The organism is Streptomyces sp. NPDC104367 (assembly GCF_055583825.1).
Map to the genome: position 1 here is coordinate 207038 of NZ_JBVJND010000010.1, position 23191 is coordinate 230228.

Annotated in this window: 21 protein-coding genes and 1 tRNA gene; 21 read left to right on the plus strand and 1 reads right to left on the minus strand. The window is 70.6% G+C overall.

Going from position 1 to position 23191, the window contains the following annotated elements; translation table 11 throughout:
- Positions 1-28: 28 nt before the first annotated feature.
- Positions 29-100 (minus strand) — tRNA-Arg (locus tag ACZ619_RS17655).
- A gap of 111 nt (positions 101-211) precedes the next feature.
- Between ACZ619_RS17655 and ACZ619_RS17660 the strand changes: the two genes are divergently transcribed.
- The 21 genes from ACZ619_RS17660 to ACZ619_RS17760 all read left to right on the plus strand — a co-directional run bounded on the left by ACZ619_RS17660 (position 212) and on the right by ACZ619_RS17760 (position 23068).
- Positions 212-775, plus strand: a complete 564-nt coding sequence (locus ACZ619_RS17660; protein WP_469599542.1) for a response regulator — start codon at positions 212-214, stop codon at positions 773-775.
- 145 nt (positions 776-920) lie between these two features.
- Complete coding sequence (gene nrtL, locus ACZ619_RS17665) at positions 921-1898, plus strand: ArgS-related anticodon-binding protein NrtL (RefSeq protein WP_469599544.1); 978 nt, start codon at positions 921-923, stop codon at positions 1896-1898.
- A gap of 19 nt (positions 1899-1917) precedes the next feature.
- Positions 1918-3309, plus strand: a complete 1392-nt coding sequence (lysA, locus tag ACZ619_RS17670) for a diaminopimelate decarboxylase (RefSeq protein WP_469599546.1) — start codon at positions 1918-1920, stop codon at positions 3307-3309.
- Positions 3310-3473: 164 nt separating this feature from the next.
- Positions 3474-4766: a homoserine dehydrogenase gene (locus ACZ619_RS17675; RefSeq protein WP_469599548.1), complete on the plus strand. Its 1293-nt coding sequence runs from the start codon at positions 3474-3476 to the stop codon at positions 4764-4766.
- 6 nt (positions 4767-4772) lie between these two features.
- A complete protein-coding gene (gene thrC, locus ACZ619_RS17680; protein ID WP_469599550.1) occupies positions 4773-5831 on the plus strand; it encodes a threonine synthase in 1059 nt (352 codons plus the stop codon).
- Positions 5832-6130: 299 nt separating this feature from the next.
- The gene (gene thrB, locus ACZ619_RS17685) at positions 6131-7060 is read left to right on the plus strand and encodes a homoserine kinase (protein WP_469599552.1); all 930 of its coding nucleotides are present in this window, start codon (positions 6131-6133) and stop codon (positions 7058-7060) included.
- A gap of 403 nt (positions 7061-7463) precedes the next feature.
- Positions 7464-9494: a transcription termination factor Rho gene (gene rho / locus ACZ619_RS17690; RefSeq protein ID WP_469599554.1), complete on the plus strand. Its 2031-nt coding sequence runs from the start codon at positions 7464-7466 to the stop codon at positions 9492-9494.
- 251 nt (positions 9495-9745) lie between these two features.
- Positions 9746-11482: a trypsin-like serine protease gene (locus ACZ619_RS17695; protein WP_469599556.1), complete on the plus strand. Its 1737-nt coding sequence runs from the start codon at positions 9746-9748 to the stop codon at positions 11480-11482.
- Between the two features lie 200 nt (positions 11483-11682).
- On the plus strand, positions 11683-12798 hold the full coding sequence (locus tag ACZ619_RS17700) for an LCP family protein (RefSeq protein ID WP_469599558.1): 1116 nt from the start codon (positions 11683-11685) through the stop codon (positions 12796-12798).
- Between the two features lie 190 nt (positions 12799-12988).
- Entirely contained in the window at positions 12989-13213 is a 225-nt protein-coding gene (rpmE, locus tag ACZ619_RS17705) for a 50S ribosomal protein L31 (RefSeq protein ID WP_030672379.1), read from the plus strand.
- 115 nt (positions 13214-13328) lie between these two features.
- Positions 13329-14405: a peptide chain release factor 1 gene (gene prfA, locus ACZ619_RS17710; RefSeq protein WP_469599560.1), complete on the plus strand. Its 1077-nt coding sequence runs from the start codon at positions 13329-13331 to the stop codon at positions 14403-14405.
- Between the two features lie 43 nt (positions 14406-14448).
- A complete protein-coding gene (prmC, locus tag ACZ619_RS17715; protein ID WP_469599562.1) occupies positions 14449-15294 on the plus strand; it encodes a peptide chain release factor N(5)-glutamine methyltransferase in 846 nt (281 codons plus the stop codon).
- A 79-nt stretch (positions 15295-15373) separates the two neighbouring features.
- Entirely contained in the window at positions 15374-16021 is a 648-nt protein-coding gene (locus ACZ619_RS17720) for an L-threonylcarbamoyladenylate synthase (protein WP_469599564.1), read from the plus strand.
- Positions 16018-16701 (plus strand): arsenate reductase/protein-tyrosine-phosphatase family protein, encoded by a 684-nt coding sequence (locus ACZ619_RS17725; protein WP_469599565.1) that lies wholly within the window; start codon positions 16018-16020, stop codon positions 16699-16701. Before ACZ619_RS17720 ends, ACZ619_RS17725 begins: the two co-directional genes overlap by 4 nt.
- 92 nt (positions 16702-16793) lie before the next feature.
- A complete protein-coding gene (locus ACZ619_RS17730) occupies positions 16794-18038 on the plus strand; it encodes a serine hydroxymethyltransferase (RefSeq protein WP_469599567.1) in 1245 nt (414 codons plus the stop codon).
- A 149-nt stretch (positions 18039-18187) separates the two neighbouring features.
- Positions 18188-19552: an MraY family glycosyltransferase gene (locus ACZ619_RS17735; protein WP_469599569.1), complete on the plus strand. Its 1365-nt coding sequence runs from the start codon at positions 18188-18190 to the stop codon at positions 19550-19552.
- 312 nt (positions 19553-19864) lie between these two features.
- On the plus strand, positions 19865-20302 hold the full coding sequence (locus ACZ619_RS17740; RefSeq protein WP_469599571.1) for a hypothetical protein: 438 nt from the start codon (positions 19865-19867) through the stop codon (positions 20300-20302).
- Between the two features lie 273 nt (positions 20303-20575).
- Positions 20576-21346, plus strand: coding sequence for a F0F1 ATP synthase subunit A (gene atpB, locus ACZ619_RS17745; RefSeq protein ID WP_469599706.1), 771 nt, complete (start codon positions 20576-20578; stop codon positions 21344-21346).
- 73 nt (positions 21347-21419) lie between these two features.
- The gene (locus tag ACZ619_RS17750) at positions 21420-21656 is read left to right on the plus strand and encodes an ATP synthase subunit c family protein (RefSeq protein ID WP_015657805.1); all 237 of its coding nucleotides are present in this window, start codon (positions 21420-21422) and stop codon (positions 21654-21656) included.
- A gap of 42 nt (positions 21657-21698) precedes the next feature.
- Positions 21699-22250, plus strand: a complete 552-nt coding sequence (locus ACZ619_RS17755; protein WP_469599573.1) for a F0F1 ATP synthase subunit B — start codon at positions 21699-21701, stop codon at positions 22248-22250.
- Positions 22247-23068 carry a F0F1 ATP synthase subunit delta gene (locus ACZ619_RS17760; protein ID WP_469599575.1) on the plus strand — a complete coding sequence of 274 codons (822 nt, stop codon included), beginning with the start codon at positions 22247-22249 and terminating at the stop codon, positions 23066-23068. The genes ACZ619_RS17755 and ACZ619_RS17760 overlap by 4 nt, the downstream gene beginning before the upstream one ends.
- Positions 23069-23191 lie beyond the last annotated feature (123 nt).

The following is a 23191-nucleotide window of genomic DNA, read 5'->3' on the forward strand; positions in this document are numbered from 1 at the left end:
ACGGGGTCTTTGGGCACCGTATGAAGGGTGCCCCCGGCAGGATTCGAACCTGCGCACACGGCTCCGGAGGCCGTTGCTCTATCCCCTGAGCTACGGGGGCGTCTGGCGTTGAGCTGCTTGCTCGCGGCGACGGGTAGAACACTACCAGCTCCCTCGGGGTGTTCATGAACGGGTTTACCGAGGCGGGGAGGGCTGCCCTCCTCCCCGTGGGGTGGAAGTCCGGAAAACCCGGACGCGGTGGCCGGTCCGGACCTACTCTCGAGTTGTGCCAGGCGCGTCGGGGCGGGTGCTTGTTGTGGACGACAACAAGGTCATCCGGCAGCTGATCAGGGTCAATCTCGAACTGGAGGGTCTCGAGGTGGTGACCGCGGCCGACGGTGCCGAGTGTCTGGAAGTCGTTCATCGGGTGCGCCCCGATGTGATCACCCTCGATGTCGTCATGCCCCGGCTGGACGGGCTGCGGACCGCCGCCCAGCTCCGCGCCGACCCCCGCACCCGCGATCTTCCGCTCGCCATCGTCAGCGCCTGTACGCAGTACGAGGTGGAGACCGGCCTCGACGTCGGCGTCGACGCGTTCCTCGCCAAGCCCTTCGAGCCCGCCGAACTCGTCCGGCTCGTACGGGAGTTGCTCGACCTGCGGCGAGGCGGAGGAGAGGAGCCGGGCGGCGAGGGGAGTGAGGGAGGCGGCGGCGGGTTCTCCCCGGAGCGAGATCGGGAGCCGGAACGGGAACGGGAACGGGAGCGGGCTGCCGGTGGGGACCCTGCTTACCCGTGACCTCCGGAGGGCGCCGCACCGTCCGTACCCCCGGAGGGCGCCGCACCCTCCGTAGCCGCCGTTCGTGCAGCCCCCGCCGTCCACATCGCGGAACCCCGCCAAACCGGCTCGCCTACCCACCCCCCTCCTCCCCTACGCTTGTCCCGTGACCCCCGTCGAGCTCTCCCGCACCGTGCTGCGCGCGGTGTGTCGTGCCGTGGACGAGGGGGAGCTCAGCGTGACCGTGCCGGAGCGGGTCGTGGTGACGCCCCCCGGGCCCGGAGGCTGCGGGGACTACGCCACGAACGTCGCCCTCCAGCTCGCGCGCCCCGCCGGGCAGCCCCCGCTGCGCGTCGCCGAGATCCTGCTGCCCCACCTCGCGGACTGCGCCGGCGTCGACGGCGTCGTCGTCACCGGCCCCGGCTTCCTCAACATCAGCCTCAGCCCGGCCGCCTCCCCGACCGCGACCCTGGTCGGGGAGATCCGCGCCCTCGGGTCCGGCTACGGCCACGGCGACGTCCTCGCCGGCCAGGTGGTCGCGCTCCGGGTGCCGTACGACGTCCGGGCCGAGGTCGTCGCCGACGCCGTGGTGCGGATCGTCGCCGCCCAGGGCGGCCGCGGCGAGGTCGGGCACGGCGAGCCGGTGAACCTGCGGCCCGTGCCCGCCCCCGAGGACCCCGCGCCGCTCGGGGCCGACGCCGCCCAGTGGGCCCTGCTCAGCCCCGCCGGCCACGACCGGCCCCGGATCACCGCCGACCACCTGGTGCAGCGCGAGAGCAACGCGCTCTTCCGGGTGCGGTACGCCCACGCCCGGACGCGCGCCGCCGGGCGCGGTGCCGCGCGGCTCGGGTTCGGCGCCGTACCCGGTGACGTGCCGGACGCCCCGAACGCCCTCGTCGCCGCCCTCGCCGACTACCCGCGCATCCTCACCGCCGCGGCCACCCACCGCGCGCCCGACCGGCTCGCCCGGCACCTCGTCACCACCGCGGACGCCGCCCTGCCGTTCCTGCCGACCGTGCTGCCCCGTGGCGAGGAGAAACCCTCGGCCGCCCACCGTGCCCGGCTCGCCCTCGCCGAAGCCACCGGGACGGTGCTGGCCGGCGGTCTGTCCCTGCTCGGCATCGACGCACCCGAACACCTCTGAAGAGAGCACCAGAAGAGTCATGAGCCGTTCCGCACACCCCGCCGGCCCCCGGCACGCCGATGTCCTTCCCGAGGGCCACTACGCCGCCCCGCCCACCGACCTCAACGTCCTCGACGCCCGGGTGTGGGCCCAGACCGTCACCCGGGACGCCGACGGGGTCGTCACCGTCGGCGGGATCGACGTGAAGACGCTCGCCGAGCAGCACGGCACCCCGGCCTACATCCTCGACGAGACCGACTTCCGGGCCCGGGCGCGCGCCTGGCGCACCGCCTTCGGCCACGACGCCGACGTCTTCTACGCGGGCAAGGCGTTCCTGTCCCGGGCCGTGGTGCGCTGGCTGCACGAGGAGGGCCTCAACCTCGACGTCTGCTCCGGCGGCGAGCTGGCGACCGCGCTGTCCGCCGGCATGCCCGCCGAGCGGATCGCCTTCCACGGCAACAACAAGTCCACGGCGGAGATCGAGCGGGCCGTGAGCGTCGGCGTCGGGCGGATCGTGCTCGACTCCTTCCAGGAGATCGTGCGGGTCGCCCACATCGCCTCCTCGCTCGGCAGGCGGCAGCGCGTGCAGATCCGGATCACCGTCGGGGTCGAGGCGCACACGCACGAGTTCATCGCCACCGCCCACGAGGACCAGAAGTTCGGGATTCCGCTGGCGGGCGGGCAGGCCGCGGAGGCCGTGCGGCGGGCCCTCCAGCTCGACGGGCTCGAACTCGTCGGGATCCACTCGCACATCGGCTCGCAGATCTTCGACATGTCCGGGTTCGAGGTCGCCGCGCACCGCGTGGTGGGCCTGCTCAAGGACATCCGCGACGAGCACGGCGTCGAACTGCCCGAGATCGACCTCGGCGGCGGCCTCGGGATCGCGTACACCAGCGACGACGATCCCCGCGAGCCGCACGAGATCGCCAAGGCGCTCACCGAGATCGTGACGCGGGAGTGCGAGGCCGCCCGGCTGCGCACGCCCCGGATCTCGGTGGAGCCCGGACGCGCCATCGTCGGGCCCACCGCCTTCACGCTCTACGAGGTCGGCACCATCAAGCCCCTCGACGGGCTGCGCACCTACGTCTCCGTCGACGGCGGCATGTCCGACAACATCCGCACCGCGCTGTACGACGCCGAGTACAGCGTCGCTCTCGTCTCGCGCACCAGCGACGCCGAGCCGATGCTCGCCCGTGTCGTCGGCAAGCACTGCGAGAGCGGGGACATCGTGGTCAAGGACGCGTTCCTGCCGTCCGACCTGGCACCCGGCGACCTGCTCGCCGTGCCGGCCACCGGTGCCTACTGCCGGTCCATGGCGAGCAACTACAACCACGTGCTCCGGCCGCCCGTCGTCGCGGTGAACGACGGCGAGGCCCGGGTCATCGTCCGCCGAGAGACGGAGGAGGACCTCCTGCGCCTCGACGTGGGCTGACCCGACGCGGGCTGAGGAGAGCCGGCTGAGAACGGCGGAAGATCTCCTGTCTTCCGCCCCTCACAGGATGAAATAGATATCTCACGATCCGGACGAAGGGTAGAAACTCCCGTCCGGTGAGTGAGACTGGACCAACCGTAGACGGTATGAGGAAACGAGGTCGGATGATGCGTACGCGTCCGCTGAAGGTGGCGCTGCTGGGCTGTGGGGTAGTCGGCTCAGAGGTGGCGCGCATCATGACGACGCACGCCGACGATCTCGCACAGCGGATCGGCGCCCCGGTCGAACTGGCCGGTGTCGCCGTACGGCGGCCGTCCAAGGTCCGTGAGGGCATCGACCCGAGCCTCGTCACCACCGACGCCACGGCCCTCGTCAAGCGCGGGGACATCGACGTCGTCGTCGAGGTCATCGGCGGCATCGAGCCCGCCCGCACCCTCATCACCACCGCCTTCGAGCACGGCGCCTCGGTCGTGTCGGCCAACAAGGCGCTGCTCGCCCAGGACGGCGCCGCCCTGCACGCGGCCGCCGACGCCCACGGCAGGGACCTCTACTACGAGGCCGCCGTGGCCGGCGCCATCCCGCTGATCCGCCCGCTGCGCGAGTCCCTCGCCGGCGACAAGGTCAACCGGGTGCTCGGCATCGTCAACGGCACGACCAACTTCATCCTCGACAAGATGGACTCGACGGGGGCCGGCTACCAGGAGGCCCTCGACGAGGCCACCGCCCTCGGCTACGCGGAGGCCGACCCGACCGCCGACGTCGAGGGCTTCGACGCCGCCGCCAAGGCCGCGATCCTCGCCGGCATCGCCTTCCACTCGCGGGTGCGCCTGGACGACGTCTACCGCGAGGGCATGACCGAGGTCACCGCCTCCGACTTCGCCTCCGCCAAGAACATGGGCTGCACCATCAAGCTGCTCGCCATCTGCGAGCGCGCCGAGGACGGCGGCTCGGTGACGGCCCGCGTGCACCCCGCGATGATCCCGCTGACCCACCCGCTCGCCTCCGTGCGCGGTGCGTACAACGCCGTCTTCGTCGAGTCCGACGCGGCCGGCCAGCTGATGTTCTACGGCCCCGGCGCCGGCGGTGCGCCCACGGCCTCCGCGGTCCTCGGCGACCTGGTCGCCGTCTGCCGCAACCGGCTCAGCGGGGCAACGGGGCCCGGCGAGTCGGCGTACGCCGCCCTGCCCGTCTCGCCGATGGGCGATGTCGTCACGCGCTACCACATCAGCCTCGACGTCGCCGACAAACCGGGTGTTCTCGCCCAGGTCGCCACCGTGTTCGCCGAGCACGGGGTGTCCATCGATACGGTTCGGCAGACCGGCAAGGACGGCGAGGCCTCCCTCGTCGTCGTCACCCATCGGGCCTCCGACGCCTCCCTGTCCGGGACCGTCGAGGCGCTGCGCAAGCTCGACACCGTGCGGGGTGTCGCCAGCATCATGCGGGTTGAAGGAGAGTAACCAGCAATGACCCACCAGTGGCGCGGAATCATCGAGGAGTACCGGGACCGGCTGCCCGTCTCCGACACCACGCCGGTCGTGACGCTCCGTGAGGGCGGCACGCCCCTCGTGCCCGCGCAGGTGCTCTCCGAGCGCACGGGCTGCGAGGTCCACCTCAAGGTGGAGGGCGCCAACCCGACCGGGTCCTTCAAGGACCGCGGCATGACCATGGCCATCAGCAGGGCCAAGGAGGAGGGCGCGCAGGCGGTCATCTGCGCCTCCACGGGCAACACCTCCGCCTCCGCCGCCGCCTACGCGGTGCGCGCCGGGATGGTCTCCGCCGTGCTGGTGCCCCGCGGCAAGATCGCGCTCGGCAAGATGGGCCAGGCCCTCGTGCACGGCGCGAAGATCCTCCAGGTCGACGGCAACTTCGACGACTGCCTCACCCTCGCCCGCGAGCTGAGCGAGAACTACCCGGTGGCGCTGGTCAATTCGGTCAACCCGGTGCGCATCGAGGGCCAGAAGACGGCCGCCTTCGAGATCGTGGACATGCTCGGCGACGCGCCCGACATCCACGTCCTGCCGGTCGGCAACGCGGGCAACATCACCGCGTACTGGAAGGGCTACAAGGAGTACGCCGGTGACGGCATCTCCGCCAAGACCCCCCGGATGTGGGGCTTCCAGGCCTCCGGCAGCGCCCCGATCGTGCGCGGCGAGGTCGTCAAGGACCCGTCGACCATCGCCACCGCGATCCGCATCGGCAACCCCGCCTCCTGGCAGTTCGCGCTCGCGGCCCGGGACGAGTCCGGCGGCCTCATCGACGAGGTGACGGACCGTGAGATCCTGCGCGCCTACCGGCTGTTGGCCGCGCAGGAGGGTGTCTTCGTGGAGCCCGCCTCGGCCGCCTCGGTGGCCGGTCTCCTCAAGGCCGCCGAGCAGGGCAAGGTCGACCCGGGCCAGCGCATCGTCTGCACGGTCACCGGCAACGGCCTGAAGGACCCCGACTGGGCCGTCGCCGGCGCCCCGCAGCCGGTCACCGTGCCGGTCGACGCCGCCACCGCCGCCGAGCGGCTGGGCCTCGCCTAGAGAACCGCTCGACGAGTACGCGTGCGCCGCTCGACGGGTGTCGCACGCGTACTCGGGACGTAGGGGGTGCGAGGGCACTCCCTACGGAGGGGGCACAGGGGGCTTACGACACGCATCGTGCGCCTCCTGTGCGCCCTATGTCGCCACAGAACCTTCCTTCGATAGGCTGTAGTCAACCCGCCCGCTGCATATGCCTGCGCATATGGCGCGGTGCCGCGCCGTCTCCACGGCCCGAGGGTCCTCAGCTCCCTATCGAATGTCATTCGACCATCACGCAGCTCAAGGAGAGTCATCGAGCGATGGCCGGTCCAGCGTTCCGCGCCGCCGCCGTCCGGGTGCGCGTCCCCGCCACCAGCGCCAACATCGGTCCGGGCTTCGACGCCCTGGGCCTCGCGCTGGGGCTCTACGACGACGTCGTCGTCCGGGTGGCCGACTCCGGGCTGCACATCGACATCGCGGGTGAGGGCAGCGAGACGCTGCCGCGCGACGAGAGCCACCTGCTCGTCCGCTCCCTGCGCACCGCCTTCGACCTGCTGGGCGGACAGCCCCGCGGCCTGGAGATCGTGTGCGCCAACCGCATCCCGCACGGCCGCGGCCTCGGCTCCTCCTCCGCCGCCATCTGCGCCGGCATCGTCGCCGCGCGTGCCGTGACCATAGGCGGCGAGGCCAGACTCGACGACGCCGCGCTCCTGGAGCTGGCGACCGAGATCGAGGGCCACCCCGACAACGTCGCGGCCTGCCTGCTCGGCGGTTTCACGCTCTCCTGGATGGAGTCCGGCGCCGCCCGGGCGATCAGGATGGAGCCCGCCGATTCCATCGTTCCGGTGGTTTTCGTGCCCGGGAAGCCGGTCCTGACCGAGACCGCGCGCGGACTGCTCCCGCGCACCGTGCCGCACGTCGACGCCGCCGCCAACGCGGGCCGCGCCGCGCTGCTCGTCGAGGCCCTCACCCGGCGCCCCGAGCTGCTGCTGCCCGCCACCGAGGACCGCCTCCACCAGGAGTACCGCGCCCCCGCCATGCCGGAGAGCGCCGCGCTGGTGGAGCGGCTGCGCGTCGACGGGATCCCGGCCGTGATCTCCGGCGCCGGACCCACGGTGATGGCCCTCGCCGACGCCGACAGCGCCGACAAGGTGCAGGCCCTGGCCGGTGCGGACTGGGCCGCCAACCGTCTCGGCCTGGACGTTCAGGGAGCGAGCGTGCTTCCGCTCGCCCCCGCCGGTGACATGTGACGCGCACGGTTGCCGGATTTGGAGAGGGGGAATGTTTGTTGGATCCGGTAGTGTTAACCTCAAGTCTGCACCCGACCCCACCATGGCGAGGTGCTTCGTGTCCCCGTCCGGGACAGACATTCTTCCGGGAGTCTCCCAAGCCACTCAGCGTTCAGTACGTCGTACATGGGCAGTACGCCGTACCCGTGCACTGAGCGGGCCGCTGGGCACGCTCCGGAATTGGTGCGACCACGCTTCGTGACACCGGGTGCCACGGCTGGGGAAGCGCCGTCATCAGAAATTCTCTCCGCCGCTTAGGCGGACCACCGCCCCGGCACGGTCCACACAGCAAGGACCGAAGTCGGACAGCACAACCGGTCGCCGAGCCAGACAGGCCGACGTCCGCTCCAGGGAAGGACCCTTCGTGAGCGACACCACCGATCTGATGGGCGCACGTGTCGAGGAGACCGCTGCCGCGCCCGCCACGGACGCCTCCGCGCCTGCCTCCGGTGCCGGCTCCCGGCGGCGCCGCGGTACCGGCCTCGAGGGCATGGTGCTGGCCGAGCTTCAGCAGGTCGCATCCGGCCTCGGCATCAGGGGCACGGCGCGTATGCGCAAGAGCCAGCTGATCGAGGTCATCAAGGAGGCGCAGGCCGGTGGGGGCGCCGCCCCCAAGGCCGCCGAGGCCGCCACCGAGACCAAGCCGAAGCGCCGGGCGACCTCCAAGGCCCGTACGGGCGAGGAGGCTGCCGAGAAGAAGGCGGAGCAGCCCGCCGAGGCCCCCGCCGAGAAGGCCGTGGCCCAGCAGCAGATCGAGATCCCCGGCCAGCCGGCCAGCGATGACGCCCCGACCGAGCGCCGCCGTCGCCGTGCCACCGCCGACGCGGGCAGCCCGTCCGCGAACAGCGCCGACACGATCGTCGCCGAGGCGAAGACCGAGGTGAAGACCGAGGCGCCCGCCGCGCAGCCGCAGTCCGGCGAGGCCAAGGGCGACGCCGCCGACGGCGAGGGCCGCGGCCGCCGCGACCGCCGTGACCGCGGCCGTGACCGCGACCGCCGTGGCAAGGGCGACGAGCAGCAGGGCGGCCAGGGCGGCCAGGGTGGACGCCAGGACCGGCAGGACCGCCAGGACCGTCAGCAGCAGGGCCAGGGACAGGGCCAGCAGCAGGGCGGCGGCCGGCAGGACCGCAACGTCGGCCCGCAGGACGACGACGACTTCGGTGACCGCCGTGGCCGCCGGGGCCGTTACCGGGACCGCCGCGGCCGTCGCGGCCGTGACGAGATCGGCGCCGCCGAGCCGCAGGTCGCCGACGACGACGTCCTGATCCCCGTCGCGGGCATCCTGGACATCCTCGACAACTACGCGTTCATCCGGACCTCCGGCTACCTGCCCGGCCCGAACGACGTGTACGTCTCGCTCGCCCAGGTCCGCAAGAACGGCCTGCGCAAGGGCGACCACGTCACCGGCGCGGTCCGTCAGCCCAAGGAAGGCGAGCGGCGCGAGAAGTTCAACGCGCTGGTCCGCCTCGACTCCGTCAACGGCATGGCGCCCGAACACGGCCGCGGCCGACCGGAGTTCACCAAGCTGACCCCGCTCTACCCGCAGGACCGTCTGCGCCTGGAGACGGACCCGGGCGTGCTGACGACCCGCATCATCGACCTCGTGTCGCCGATCGGCAAGGGCCAGCGCGGTCTGATCGTGGCCCCGCCGAAGACCGGCAAGACCATGATCATGCAGGCGGTCGCCAACGCGATCACGCACAACAACCCCGAGTGCCACCTGATGGTCGTCCTCGTCGACGAGCGTCCGGAAGAGGTCACCGACATGCAGCGGTCGGTGAAGGGCGAGGTCATCTCCTCGACCTTCGACCGTCCGGCCGAGGACCACACCACGGTCGCCGAACTGGCCATCGAGCGCGCCAAGCGCCTGGTGGAGCTGGGCCACGACGTCGTCGTGCTGCTCGACTCGATCACGCGTCTGGGCCGTGCGTACAACCTGGCGGCGCCGGCCTCCGGCCGCATCCTGTCCGGTGGTGTCGACTCGACCGCCCTGTACCCGCCGAAGCGCTTCTTCGGTGCGGCCCGCAACATCGAGGACGGCGGCTCGCTGACCATCCTCGCCACCGCCCTGGTGGACACCGGGTCCCGCATGGACGAGGTGATCTTCGAGGAGTTCAAGGGCACCGGCAACATGGAGCTCAAGCTCGACCGGAAGCTCGCCGACAAGCGCATCTTCCCGGCGGTGGACGTGGACGCGTCCGGCACCCGCAAGGAGGAGATCCTGCTCGGCAACGAGGAGCTCGCGGTCGTCTGGAAGCTCCGTCGCGTGCTGCACGCGCTGGACCAGCAGCAGGCGATCGAGCTGCTCCTCGACAAGATGAAGCAGACGAAGTCGAACGTCGAGTTCCTGATGCAGATCCAGAAGACGACGCCGACGCCCGGCAACAACGACTGAGAGGCGCCCTCGGGCCTTCGCAGATCTCCATAAACGGAAGCCGTCCCCCTGGTGGGGGGCGGCTTCTGGGGTTTTCCGTGCCGGTGTACGATCACGCCCTTCGGTCAATTGACCGATTCACGAACTCCTGATCCCGAGGGGGGACTTAGGTGGGTACACCCACGTCCGGGAGCGGTCGGCACAGACGCCGGATACGTTTCGTTCTGCCCGTTGCCGCGGCCTCGGTCGCCGCGGCCGTCACCGCCGCGCTGATGTCGACCTCCGCCAGCGCGGCCACCCAGCCGGCGCCCACGGCCGAGCCGTCCGTCAGCACGGTCTCGCAGGCCGACCTGAACAAGCGGATCGCCCGTGCGATCACCGCCGACAGCGCCTCGTCGTCCTCGTCGTCCTCGTCGTCCACGAAGAAGTCGACCGCCACCGCGAGCGGTTCGGCCGTCTCGCCGAAGATCATCGGCGGCAGCACGACCACCGTCTCCACCGCGCCGTGGATGGCCCAGCTCTGGTACTACGACGACAAGGGCACCACCAGCACCAGCGACGACGTCGGCTTCTTCTGCGGCGGCTCGGTCATCTCGCCCACGAAGATCCTCACCGCCGCGCACTGCGTCAAGGGCTACAAGTGGAGCACCACCGACTCCGCGGTCGTCACCGGCACCGCCTCGCTGCCCACCAGCAACAGTGACGGCACCGCCGACCTGCACGGCGGCACCGCGACCGCCGTGCTGCGGCAGTGGAACCACGCGTCGTACAGCGCGACGACCATCAACAACGACATCGCCGTGCTGACCCTGGCCGCCCCGGTCAAGGCCACCCCGATCAAGCTGACCACGTCCACTGACACGGCCTCCTACAAGGCCGGCACCAGCGCCAAGGTCTACGGCTGGGGCCGCACCAGCTCCACCTCGGACGACATCTCCGAGACGCTGAAGACGGCCACCCTGCCCGTGCAGTCCGACAGCACCTGCTCGGGCTACTACGGCAGCGACTACATCAAGGGCCACATGGTCTGCGCCGGCAAGGCGGCCACCGGCTCCGACAGCGGCACCACCTCCGCCTGCAACGGCGACTCCGGCGGCCCGCTGGTCGTCGGCGGCCGGATCGTCGGTGTCGTCTCCTGGGGCGTCGAGGACTGCGTCGCCAAGGGCGCCTACAGCGTCTTCACGAAGGTCAGCACCTACGTCGGTGCCGCCTACGCGCAGATCGCCGACACCAACCTGAGCTACACCGACGGCAAGGCGGACCTGTTCGCCCGCAAGTCGTCCACCAAGGTCGGCTACGAGCTGGACTCCAAGGGCACCTCGCTCGCCTCCCGCATCTCCTGGGGCGACTGGAGCGGCGTCAACGTCATCCTCCAGGCCGACCTGAACCGGGACGGCTACCAGGACATCGTCTACCGGGTGGCCTCCAGCGGTGACGTCTACTGGGCCCACTTCGTGCTCAACAGCGCCGGCACCAGCGGCTCCTGGGCCGAGAAGAAGATCTTCTCCGGCTGGAAGACCCGCAAGGCCATCGTGATCCCCGGCGACCTCACCGGCGACTACCTGCCCGACGTGCTCTCCGAGGACTCCAGCGGCGTCCTGTGGCTGTACCCGGGCAAGGGCAACGGCACCTTCGCCGCCCGCGTCAAGGTCGGCACCGGCTGGAACCAGTACAACCAGCTGCGCGGCGTCGGCGACTTCACCGGCGACGGCAGGGCCGACCTGCTGGCCCGCAAGAGCAGCAGCGGCGACCTGTACCTGTACAAGGGCACCGGCAAGTCCGGCACCGGCCTCTTCTCGGCCCGGGTGAAGGTCCGCTCCGGCTGGACCGGCTTCAACACCCTCGCCGCGGTCGGCGACATCACCGGCGACGGCAAGGCGGACCTGGTGGCCCGTACGACCGGCGGCACGCTGTACCTCTACCCGGGCACCGGCAAGGCGACCAGCGAGATCTTCGCCACAAGGAAGTCGCTCGGCACCGGTTTCCAGCAGTACGACATCTTCGGCTGAAACGGCTGGTGAGTGGGGTTCGCCCCACTTGCCCCGGTAACAGGGTGTGCCCATCGCGCTACGCGGTGGGCACATCGCGTTGTGCAACCCTTTCCCGAGTTTCGCCGTCTGACCAGGCGGAGCGACGATGGTTCGGTACATACCGGACCGACCCTGGACCCAGGGGGCGAGCGAGCAGCCGTACGAGAACCGAGGAGCCCATGTCCGCCCAGAGCACTCCGGAACCCGGTATACCCGGGCCCGGGACGAAGGACGCCGGTCACCGCGGGCCCCGACGGGGGCGCCGCAGGGCGCTGCTGGCCGCGGCCTGGACGGCCGCCGGCATCCTGGTCCTGGGCGGCACCGGCATCGGCTACCTGTACGTCAAGCTCAACGGCAACCTCAGGACCGTCGACATCAACCAGGCCCTCGGCGGCGACCGGCCCACGAAGGCCGGCAACGGCTCCGAGAACATCCTCGTCCTCGGCTCGGACAGCCGGTCCGGCGCCAACCGGAAGCTCGGCGGCGGCGCGGACGGCGGCAGCGCCCGCTCCGACACGGCGATGATCGTCCACGTCTACGAGGGCCACAAGAAGGCCGCCGTGGTCTCCATCCCCCGGGACACCCTCGTCGACCGCCCCGCCTGCACCGACGCGCAGGGCGGCACGCACGCCGCCGCGACGGGCGTGATGTTCAACTCCGCGTACTCCACCGGGGGCGCGACCTGCGCGGTCAAGACGGTCGAGTCGCTGACCGGCATCCGCATGGACCACTACCTGGAGGTCGACTTCTCCGGCTTCCAGAAGCTGGTCGACGAGCTGGGCGGGGTCACGGTCACCACGACGAGGAGCATCTCCGACCCGGAGAGCCACCTCGACCTCACGGCCGGCACGCACACCCTCGACGGCGAGCAGGCGCTCGGCCTGGTCCGCACCCGGCACGGTGTGGGCGACGGCTCCGACCTCGGCCGCATCCAGCTCCAGCAGGCGTTCGTCAAGGCGCTGATCAGCCAGGTCAAGCAGGTCGGGGTCCTCACCAGCCCCAAGAGGCTGTACGACCTGGCCGACACCGCGACGAAGACGATCACCGCCGACTCCGACCTCGGCTCGGTGAACTCCCTGGTCGACTTCGTGGGCGGCCTGAAGTCCATCGACGCGAAGAACATGCACATGGTGACCATGCCGGTCGAGTACGACCCGGCGAACCCGAACCGGGTGGTGGTCGTCGAGGCGAAGGCGAAGCTGGTGTGGGCCGCCCTGGAGAACGACCGGCCGATCCCGGCGTCGGCGACCGAGGGCACGGCGACGGGCCAGGCGAAGGGCGTGGTGACGTCGTAGTGCGGCCGCGGGCCGGCGGGGGCCGATCGCGCAGTTCCCCGCGCCCCTTCTGCGGCGCGGGGAATAGATCACCCGACCCCTCGGTTTTGGGGGATGCGGCCAGTGCTGGCAGACTGGTACGTCGGCCCCGGTTCACGCCCCGCATCCCGCGACGGCGACCCGGTGCCCTCCCGAAATCTAGGAGAATCCCTTGAAGCGCGACATCCACCCCGAGTACGTCGAGACGCAGGTCAGCTGCACCTGTGGCGCGTCGTTCACGACTCGTAGCACCATCCAGTCCGGCACCATCCGTGCTGAGGTCTGCTCCGAGTGCCACCCGTTCTACACGGGCAAGCAGAAGATCCTCGACACCGGTGGCCGTGTGGCCCGCTTCGAGGCCCGCTTCGGCAAGGCTGCCGCCGGCTCCAAGAAGTAGCGAGCCCCATTTCGCCGGTCCACGGCCACGCTCCCGCGAGGGGTGTGCCCGGGACCGGCGTTTTTGGTCGCCCGCCTTCCCTCCCGCCCGCAGTAGCAGTATCAGGAGCCCAAACATGTTCGAGGCCGTCGAGGAACTCGTCGTCGAGCACGCAGACCTGGAGACGAAGCTCGCCGATCCGTCGGTCCACGCCGACCAGGCCAACGCGCGCAGGCTGAACAAGCGCTACGCCGAGCTCACCCCGATCGTCGCCACGTACCGCTCCTGGAAGCAGACCGGCGACGACATCGAGACCGCGCGCGAACTGGCCGCCGACGACCCCGACTTCGCCGCCGAGGTCAAGGAACTGGACAAGCAGCGCGACGGGCTCACCGAGAAGCTGCGCCTCCTGCTCGTCCCCCGGGACCCGTCCGACGACAAGGACGTCATCCTGGAGATCAAGGCCGGGGCGGGCGGCGACGAGTCCGCGCTGTTCGCCGGCGACCTGCTGCGGATGTACCTGCGGTACGCGGAGCGCGTCGGCTGGAAGACCGAGATCATCGACTCCACCGAGTCCGAGCTGGGCGGCTACAAGGACGTCCAGGTCGCCGTGAAGACCAAGGGCGGCCAGGGGGCCACCGAGCCCGGACAGGGCGTCTGGGCGCGGCTGAAGTACGAGGGCGGGGTGCACCGCGTGCAGCGCGTGCCGGCGACCGAGTCGCAGGGCCGCATCCACACCTCCGCGGCCGGTGTGCTCGTCACGCCGGAGGCGGAGGAGGTCGACGTCGAGATCAACCCGAACGACCTGCGCATCGACGTCTACCGGTCCTCCGGGCCCGGCGGACAGTCCGTCAACACCACCGACTCCGCCGTGCGCATCACGCACATCCCCACCGGAGTCGTCGCCTCCTGCCAGAACGAGAAGAGCCAGCTGCAGAACAAGGAGCAGGCCTTGCGTATCCTGCGCTCCAGGCTGCTCGCCGCGGCACAGGAGGAGGCGGAGAAGGAAGCCGCCGACGCCCGCCGCAGCCAGGTCCGCACCGTCGACCGCTCCGAGAAGATCCGCACGTACAACTTCCCGGAGAATCGACTCTCGGACCACCGTGTCGGCTTCAAGGCGTACAACCTGGACCAGGTCCTGGACGGCGACCTCGACGCGGTGATCCAGGCATGTGTCGACGCGGACTCGGCCGCGAAGCTGGCAGCCGCGTAAGAGGGCCGCACAAGAGGTACGAGTTACTACACGGAGGACCAGCGTGAACCTGCTGCTCGCCGAGGTGGCCCAGGCCGCCCAGCGGCTGGCCGACGCCGGCGTGCCCTCGCCGCGCAACGACGCGGAGGAGCTCGCCGCGTTCGTGCACGGCGTGAAGCGGGGCGCGCTGCACTCCGTCAAGGACTCCGACTTCGACGCCCGCTACTGGGAGGCCATCGCCCGGCGGGAGCAGCGCGAGCCGCTCCAGCACATCACCGGGCGGGCCTACTTCCGGTATCTGGAGCTCCAGGTGGGGCCGGGGGTGTTCGTGCCCCGGCCGGAGACCGAGTCCGTCGTCGGCTGGGCCATAGACGCCGTGCGCGCCATGGACGTCGTCGAGCCGTGCATCGTCGATCTGTGCACCGGCTCCGGCGCCATCGCGCTCGCCCTCGCCCAGGAGGTGCCGCGTTCCCGCGTGCACGCCGTGGAGCTGTCCGAGGAGGCGCTCCAGTGGACCCGCAAGAACATGGCGGGCTCCAGGGTCGACCTGCGCCAGGGAGACGCCCTGGACGCCTTCCACGACCTCGACGGCCAGGTCGACCTGGTCATCTCCAACCCGCCCTACATCCCGCTCACCGAGTGGGAGTACGTCGCCCCCGAGGCCCGCGACTACGACCCGGAGCTCGCCCTGTTCTCCGGCGAGGACGGCCTCGACCTCATCCGGGGCATCGAACGCACCGCGCACCGGCTGCTGCGCCCGGGCGGTGTCGTCGTCATCGAGCACGCCGACACCCAGGGCGGCCAGGTGCCGTGGATCTTCACCGAGGAGCGGGGCTGGGCCGACGCGGCCGACCACCCGGACCTCAACAAGCGCCCCCGCTTCGCGACCGCCCGCAAGGCGCTGCCGTGAGCACCCCCCAGACCCAGTCCCGGAAGCCCCGGGAATCCCGGAAGTACGTGTACTTCGTGTACGAGGAGGCCCGCTAGACATGGCACGGCGATACGACACCAACGACGCGACCGACCGCGTGACGGGTCTGCGCGAGGCCGCGTCCGCCGTCCGCCGGGGCGAACTCGTGGTCCTGCCCACCGACACGGTGTACGGCATCGGCGCCGACGCGTTCACCTCGGAGGCGGTCGCCGACCTCCTCGACGCCAAGGGCCGGGGCCGCAACATGCCCACCCCCGTGCTGATCGGGTCCCCGAACACGCTCCACGGTCTCGTCACCGACTTCTCCGAGCTGGCCTGGGAGCTGGTCGACGCGTTCTGGCCGGGCGCCCTCACGCTCGTCGCCAAGCACCAGCCGTCCCTCCAGTGGGACCTGGGCGACACCCGGGGCACGGTCGCCATCCGGATGCCGCTGCACCCGGTCGCCATCGAGCTGCTCACCGAGGTCGGCCCGATGGCCGTCTCCTCCGCCAACCTCACCGGCCACCCGTCGCCGGAGACCTGTGACGCGGCGCAGGACATGCTCGGCGACTCCGTCTCCGTCTACCTGGACGGCGGTCCGACCCCGGGCAACGTGCCCTCGTCGATCGTCGACGTCACCCGTGAGGTGCCGCTGCTGCTGCGCGCCGGCGCGATCTCGGCGGAGGAGCTGCGCAAGGTCGTACCCGACCTCGAGGTGGCGAATTGACAGCCCCTGACGCGGGGCGTGGCATAGGCAACGGGGAGAGCGCGGCGGAGATCACGACGACGTTCGTGGGGCTGCCTCGCGACAGCTTCCGGATCCTCCACGTCAGCACCGGCAACGTGTGCCGCTCGCCGATCACCGAGCGGCTGACCCGCCATCTCGTGACGGACCGGCTCGGCACCTTTCTCGGCGGCGGTCTGATCGTGGAGAGCGCGGGCACCTGGGGCCACGAGGGCGCCCCGATGGAGGCCAACGCGGAGGCCGTGCTGGCCGACTTCGGCGCGGACCCGACCGGGTTCACCGGACGGGAGCTGCTCGACGAGCACGTCATCCGCGCCGACCTGGTGCTGACCGCGACCCGGGACCACCGCGCCCAGGTCATCTCCATGGGCCACTCGGCGGGCCTGCGCACCTTCACGCTCAAGGAGTTCACCCGCCTGGTCCGCGCGATAGACCCGGCGACCCTGCCGCCGCTCACCGACGGCGTGGTGATCCGCGCCCGCGCCCTGGTCCGCGCGGCCGCCGCGCTGCGCGGCTGGCTGCTGGCGCCCACGGCGGAGGCGGACGAGGTGTACGACCCGTACGGCGCCCCGCTGCCGTTCTTCCAGTCCATCGGGGTCGAGATACACGAGGCGCTGGACCCGGTGGTCACGGCGCTCACCGGCGTGCCCGCGCGGATGTAGGCGGGAGCACCCGGGGCGCCGTACCACCGCGCACCCCGTCCGCCCCGGGCCTACATTGGTCGTACGTCAACGTCGACCGCCCGGAGCCCGCCATGTCGGTCACCCCTACCCTCGTCGAGGCCGATCCGCTGCGACGGCAGGATCCGGAGCTGGCCGAGGTCCTGCTGGGCGAGCTGACCCGGCAGTCGACGTCGCTCCAGCTGATCGCCGCCGAGAACTTCACCTCCCCGGCCGTGCTGGCCGCGCTCGGCTCGCCGCTCGCCAACAAGTACGCCGAGGGCTACCCGGGCGCCCGGCACCACGGCGGCTGCGAGATCGTCGACGTCGCCGAACGGCTGGCCGTCGACCGCGCCAAGGCCCTGTTCGGGGCCGCGCACGCCAATGTGCAGTCCCACTCCGGGTCGTCCGCCGTGCTGGCCGCGTACGCCGCCCTGCTGCGCCCCGGGGACACCGTGCTCGCCCTCGGCCTGCCCCACGGCGGCCATCTCACGCACGGCTCACCGGCGAACTTCTCCGGCCGCTGGTTCGACTTCGTCGGGTACGGCGTCGACGCGGAGAGCGGGCTGATCGACCACGACCAGGTGCGGACGCTGGCCCGCTCGCGCCGGCCCAAGGCGATCGTGTGCGGCTCCATCGCCTATCCGCGCCACATCGACTACGCCTTCTTCCGCGAGGTGGCCGACGAGGCGGGCGCCTATCTGATCGCCGACGCGGCCCATCCCATCGGGCTGGTGGCCGGGGGAGCGGCGCCGAACCCGGTGCCGTACGCCGACGTGGTGTGCGCGACGACGCACAAGGTGCTGCGCGGGCCGCGCGGCGGGATGCTGCTGTGCGGCTCGCCGGAGCTGGCCGAGCGGCTGGACCGGGCCGTGTTCCCGTTCACCCAGGGCGGCGCGCAGATGCACACCATCGCCGCCAAGGCGGTCGCCTTCGGCGAGGCGGCGACCGTGGCGTTCACCGCCTACGCCCACCAGGTGGTCGCCAACGCGCGGGTGCTGGCGGCCGCGCTGGCAGGCGAGGGGTTCGCGGTGACGACGGGCGGCACGGACACGCACCTGATCACGGCCGACCCGCTGCCGCTCGGCACCGACGGCCGCACCGCCCGGGGCCGGCTGGCCGCCGCCGGGATCGTCCTGGACTGCTGCGCCCTGCCGCACGGTGACGCGCGGGGGCTGCGGCTCGGCACGGCCGCCGTGACCACGCAGGGCATGGGCGAGGCGGAGATGGCCCGGATCGCGGAGCTGCTCGCGGGCGTGCTGCGCGGCACCGCGGAGGTGGGCGGGGTGCGTGCCGAGGTGCGCGAGCTGACCGGTAGATTTCCGCCGTATCCCGGCTGAGACGGGGTAGGCGCAGCGTCGTACACCCGATGTAAGTGCCGCTCACAGCCATCCGTGCAACCATCCTCGCTACCCGGAAGTCCCCATACATATGCGTCCCTCGCTAGGGTGTGGGGCTGTGATGGCCAGCGAGACCTGTGGGGAAGCCCGTGCGTGAATACCTGCTGACGCTCTGCATCACGGCCGCGGTGACGTATCTGCTGACAGGGCCGGTGCGCAAGTTCGCGATCGTGGCCGGGGCCATGCCGCAGATCCGGGCCCGTGACGTGCACCGGGAGCCGACTCCGCGGCTCGGCGGGATCGCCATGTTCTTCGGGCTCTGCGCGGGGCTGCTGGTCGCCGACCACATGACCAACCTCAACGAGGTCTTCGAGAACTCCAACGAGCCGCGGGCGCTGCTCTCCGGTGCCGCGCTGATCTGGCTGATCGGTGTCCTCGACGACAAGTTCGAGATCGACGCCCTGATCAAGCTGGGCGGCCAGATGATCGCCGCGGGCGTCATGGTCATGCAGGGTCTGACGATCCTGTGGCTGCCCATCCCGGGTGTCGGCACGGTGGCGATCACCCCGTGGCAGGGCACGCTGCTGACGGTGGCGCTGGTGGTCATCACCATCAACGCGGTCAACTTCGTGGACGGCCTGGACGGCCTGGCCTCCGGCATGGTGTGCATCGCGGCCGCGGCGTTCTTCATGTACGCCTACCGCATCTGGTACTCGTACGGCATCGAGGCGGCCGCCCCGGCCACGCTGTTCTCGGCGATCCTGATGGGCATGTGCCTGGGCTTCCTGCCGCACAACATGCACCCGGCGCGGATCTTCATGGGCGACTCCGGCTCGATGCTGATCGGCCTGGTGCTGGCCGCCGGCGCGATCTCGGTCACGGGCCAGGTGGACCCGGACGCGATGAAGCTGTTCGCCGGTTCCGAGCGCAACACCGTCCACCAGATGGTGCCGGTCTACATCCCGCTGCTGCTGCCGCTGACGATCATCGCGGTGCCGGCCGCCGACCTGGTGCTGGCCATCGTGCGGCGCACCTGGCGCGGTCAGTCGCCGTTCGCGGCGGACCGGGGGCACCTGCACCACCGGCTGCTGGAGATCGGGCACTCGCACAGCAGGGCGGTGCTGATCATGTACTTCTGGTCGGCGCTGATCGCCTTCGGGGCGCTGGCCTACTCGGTGAACTCCGCGTCCATGTGGATCGTGCTCGGTGTGGTGTTCCTCAGCGCGGTCGGCCTGGGGCTGCTCCTGCTGCCGCGGTTCACGCCGCGGGCCCCGATGTGGGCGCAGGCCATCGTGCCGCCCCGTTACCGGCGGCGCAGGGCCGCTCTGGCGGCCGAGGCGCCGGCCGCGGCAACTCCCCAGGCGGCGAACGCCGTTGTGCCGGAGACGGCCGAGGAGAGTTGCGCGCAGGACCGTTCTCCGGTGACCGCGGGAGTGGCCGGGGCCAATGGTGCGACGGCCGTCGGGGCCCGTTCGCGCTTCCCGGACCGGCGCGCTCCCGAGAGCTCGCGCTGACCCCGCCAAGGTAAGAATCTGACTAGAGCATTGCCAAGTCGTGGGGGAGCAAAGGCCCCTAATACCAGACACAACGACCCGGTATTCGCTCAGACGCGCAGCTTCACTCTCATGTGTGACAGCCAGCACACCTACCAGGTAAAGACCTCATCAAATAGTTTGTGATACGGTTCACGAGAACCCCGGACAGAGTCGAAGGACCCAAGTGCGACGGTCCATTGGCGTGAGGACGGCGTGAGGTTTTCGCCCCTCCGACCGGGACTACGCTCGTCCATGACGACACCTGCCCCCTGTGAAAGCGGAGTTGCCGCCATGCCGTCCAATGACGCCCGGAACCTTCTGCAGACCGCTGTGCCCACTGCTGCCGTCGGCGTGATCGCCGTCGCCGTCAGTGCCGCGGTCGCGGGTGGCAAGGGTGCGCTGGGCGCGGTCGTGGGCACGGTACTGGCCGTCCTGTTCATGGGGGTCGGCCTGTACGTCCTCCAGCGGACGGCGAAATCGCTTCCCCAGCTGTTCCAGGCCATGGGCCTGATGCTCTACGTCGCCCAGCTGCTGCTCCTCCTGATCTTCGTCTCCCTCTTCAAGGACACCTCGCTCTTCGATCCGAAGACGTTCGCCGCGTCGCTCGTCCTCGCCACCGTCGTGTGGATGGCCGCGCAGGCGCGTGCGCACATGAAGGCCAAGATCTTCTACGTCGACCCGGACTCCGAGAAGAGCGAGAAGCCCGAGAAGACGGGGTCGCCGTCGTGAGGCGTAGGGGCGGGATAAATGCTTGTGAGAACTCCTGCTATCGTCCGGTGCCAACTGCGGCATCGCGGGCGCGGGCATCCGAGCTGACGCCTGCTTCATCGCGAGGCTCGATGCCCCTCAGCCGCCCCCACATCCGTAACACCAGTCCGGTGCCGATCCGCGGCCGCGCGCCGCGCCGACACAACGAGGTTGCCGTACCCATGCGTCACGCCGAAGGAGCCCGCGGTGAGTGCTGACCAGACCCAGCTCGCCTTTGACTGGAGTTGTCGGATCATGTCCGACAACGGGTGTGGCTTCCCGGCTCCGGGCCTGCACTCGTTCCTCTTCGCCCCGCTCGCCACGGTCGGCGGGTTCGAGTTCAACAAGGTGATGCTGCTCGCGCTGCTCACCTCCCTCGTGGTGGTGGCGTTCTTCTGGGTCGCCTTCGGCAACGCCAAGGTCGTCCCGGGCAAGCTCCAGATGGTCGGCGAGGCCGGCTACGACTTCGTGCGCCGCGGCATCGTCTACGAGACGCTCGGCAAGCGCGAGGGCGAGAAGTGGGTACCGCTCATGGTCTCCCTCTTCTTCTTCGTCTGGATCATGAACATCTGGTCCGTGATCCCGCTGGCCCAGTTCCCGGTCTCCTCGGTCTTCGCCTTCCCGGTGGTCCTGGCCGCGCTGGTCTGGATCCTGTGGGTCGGCCTGACCTTCAAGCGCCACGGCTTCGTGGGCTTCTTCAAGAACGTCACGGGCTACGACAAGTCGCTCGGCGCGGTGCTGCCGCTGGTCATGGTCATCGAGTTCATCTCGAACCTGATCGTGCGCCCCTTCACGCACGCGGTGCGACTGTTCGCCAACATGTTCGCCGGTCACCTGATGCTGGTGATGTTCACCGTCGCCTCCTGGTACCTGCTGAACAGCTGGATGATCCCGGCAGCGGGCGTCTCCTTCGTCATGACCATCGTCATGATCCTCTTCGAGCTTTTCGTCCAGGCGGTCCAGGCGTACGTCTTCGTGCTCCTCGCCTGCTCGTACATTCAGGGCGCTCTCGCCGAGCACCACTGAGCCTCACCTCCACACCCCTTGAACGTCCGGTGGCCAACCCCCGCCGGTCCATGAAAGAGAAGGAAGAATCAGCATGGCTGCCACTGAGACCCTTGCTGCTGTCAGCGGTTCGCTCGGTTCCATCGGCTACGGCCTCGCCGCGATCGGCCCCGGCGTCGGCGTCGGCATCATCTTCGGTAACGGCACCCAGGCCCTGGCCCGTCAGCCCGAGGCCGCCGGCCTGATCCGCGCCAACCAGATCCTCGGCTTCGCGTTCTGTGAGGCGCTCGCCCTCATCGGCATCGTTATGCCGTTCGTGTTCGGTAAGTAAGTCCCCCTTCCTTACTGACACGCATCGACGAAAGGCACTGATGTGATCGCCAACCTGGCGCAGCTGGCGGCCGAGGAGACGGAGCAGAACCCGCTCCTTCCCGCCGGTCCCGAGCTGCTCATCGGCACCATCGCCTTCGCCATCGTGTTCTTCTTCTTCTGGAAGAAGCTGCTTCCGAACATCAACAAGGTTCTGGAGGAGCGCCGCGCGGCGATCGAAGGCGGTATCGAAGAGGCCGACGCCATGAAGGTCGAGGCCCAGAGCGTCCTTGAGCAGTACAAGGCGCAGCTGGCCGAGGCCCGCCACGAGGCCGCCCGCCTGCGCCAGGAGGCTCAGGAGCAGGGCGCCACGCTCATCGCGGAGATGCGGGCCGAGGGCCAGCGTCAGCGCGAGGAGATCGTCGCCGCCGGCCACGCCCAGATCGAGGCCGACCGCAAGGCCGCGGCGCAGTCGCTCCGTCAGGACGTGGGCCACCTGGCCACCGACCTGGCCGGCAAGCTCGTCGGCGAGTCCCTGGAGGACCACGCCCGCCAGAGCCGTGTGATCGACCGTTTCCTCGACGAGCTCGAGGAGAAGGCCGAGGCGGCTCGATGACAGCCCACGGAGCGAGCCGGGAGGCCCTGGCAGCCGCACGTGAGCGTCTCGACGCGCTGACGGACGCGACGTCCGTGGACGCGACGCGGCTCGCCGACGAACTGGCGGCCGTCACCGCGCTGCTCGACCGCGAGGCGGGCCTGCGCCGGGTCCTCACCGACCCGGCGCAGTCCGCCGAGGCGAAGGCGGAGCTGGTCCGGCGGCTGATCGGCGGCCAGGTCTCCGAGACCGCCGCCGACCTGGTCTCCGGCACGGTCCGCTCGCGCTGGTCGCAGCCCCGTGACCTGGTGGACGCGCTGGAGGAGCTGGCGGACATCGCCGACCTCACGGCCGCGCAGAAGTCCGGTGCGCTGGACGACGTCGAGGACGAGCTGTTCCGGTTCGGCCGGATCGTCTCCTCCAACACCGAGCTGCGCGCCGCGCTCACCGACCGCAAGGCCACCCTCGCCGCCAAGGTCGAGCTGCTGCACCGGCTGCTCGGCGGCCGTGCCAAGCCGGCCACCGAGCGTCTGGTCACGCGCCTTGTGACGGTCCCGCGAGGACGTAGCCTGGAAGCGGGCCTCGAAGCCCTCTCCAAGCTCGCCGCGGAGCGCCGCAACCGCGTCGTCGCCGTCGTCACCTCGGCGGTCGTGCTGAGCGAGCCGCAGAAGCAGCGCCTGGGCGCCGCCCTCGCGAAGCTCTACGGCCGCACGATGCACCTCAACCTCGACGTCGACCCCGAGGTCGTCGGCGGGATCCGGGTGCAGGTCGGTGACGAGGTCATCAACGGTTCCATCGCGGACCGGCTCGAGGACGCGGCCCGCCGCATGGCGAGCTGACCCAACTCAAGAGCAGTACGTACTTACGACGGCCCGGTTGGGCCGTACAAGAAGAATCCTGGGGGTCGCCCCCAGACCCCCCAAGTGAAACTTCGGGCCCAACAAGGAGAGCAGGGAACCCAG

Coding starts and splice junctions, on each gene's coding strand:
- ACZ619_RS17720 (WP_469599564.1), top strand. CDS start 15,374: ATGGCACGGCGATACGACACCAACGACGCGACCGACCGCGTGACGGGT.
- thrC (WP_469599550.1), top strand. CDS start 4,773: ATGACCCACCAGTGGCGCGGAATCATCGAGGAGTACCGGGACCGGCTG.
- atpB (WP_469599706.1), top strand. CDS start 20,576: ATGTCCGACAACGGGTGTGGCTTCCCGGCTCCGGGCCTGCACTCGTTC.
- ACZ619_RS17730 (WP_469599567.1), top strand. CDS start 16,794: ATGTCGGTCACCCCTACCCTCGTCGAGGCCGATCCGCTGCGACGGCAG.
- prfA (WP_469599560.1), top strand. CDS start 13,329: ATGTTCGAGGCCGTCGAGGAACTCGTCGTCGAGCACGCAGACCTGGAG.
- ACZ619_RS17750 (WP_015657805.1), top strand. CDS start 21,420: ATGGCTGCCACTGAGACCCTTGCTGCTGTCAGCGGTTCGCTCGGTTCC.
- thrB (WP_469599552.1), top strand. CDS start 6,131: ATGGCCGGTCCAGCGTTCCGCGCCGCCGCCGTCCGGGTGCGCGTCCCC.
- ACZ619_RS17675 (WP_469599548.1), top strand. CDS start 3,474: ATGATGCGTACGCGTCCGCTGAAGGTGGCGCTGCTGGGCTGTGGGGTA.
- ACZ619_RS17740 (WP_469599571.1), top strand. CDS start 19,865: ATGCCGTCCAATGACGCCCGGAACCTTCTGCAGACCGCTGTGCCCACT.
- ACZ619_RS17700 (WP_469599558.1), top strand. CDS start 11,683: ATGTCCGCCCAGAGCACTCCGGAACCCGGTATACCCGGGCCCGGGACG.
- ACZ619_RS17695 (WP_469599556.1), top strand. CDS start 9,746: ATGTCGACCTCCGCCAGCGCGGCCACCCAGCCGGCGCCCACGGCCGAG.
- ACZ619_RS17760 (WP_469599575.1), top strand. CDS start 22,247: ATGACAGCCCACGGAGCGAGCCGGGAGGCCCTGGCAGCCGCACGTGAG.
- lysA (WP_469599546.1), top strand. CDS start 1,918: ATGAGCCGTTCCGCACACCCCGCCGGCCCCCGGCACGCCGATGTCCTT.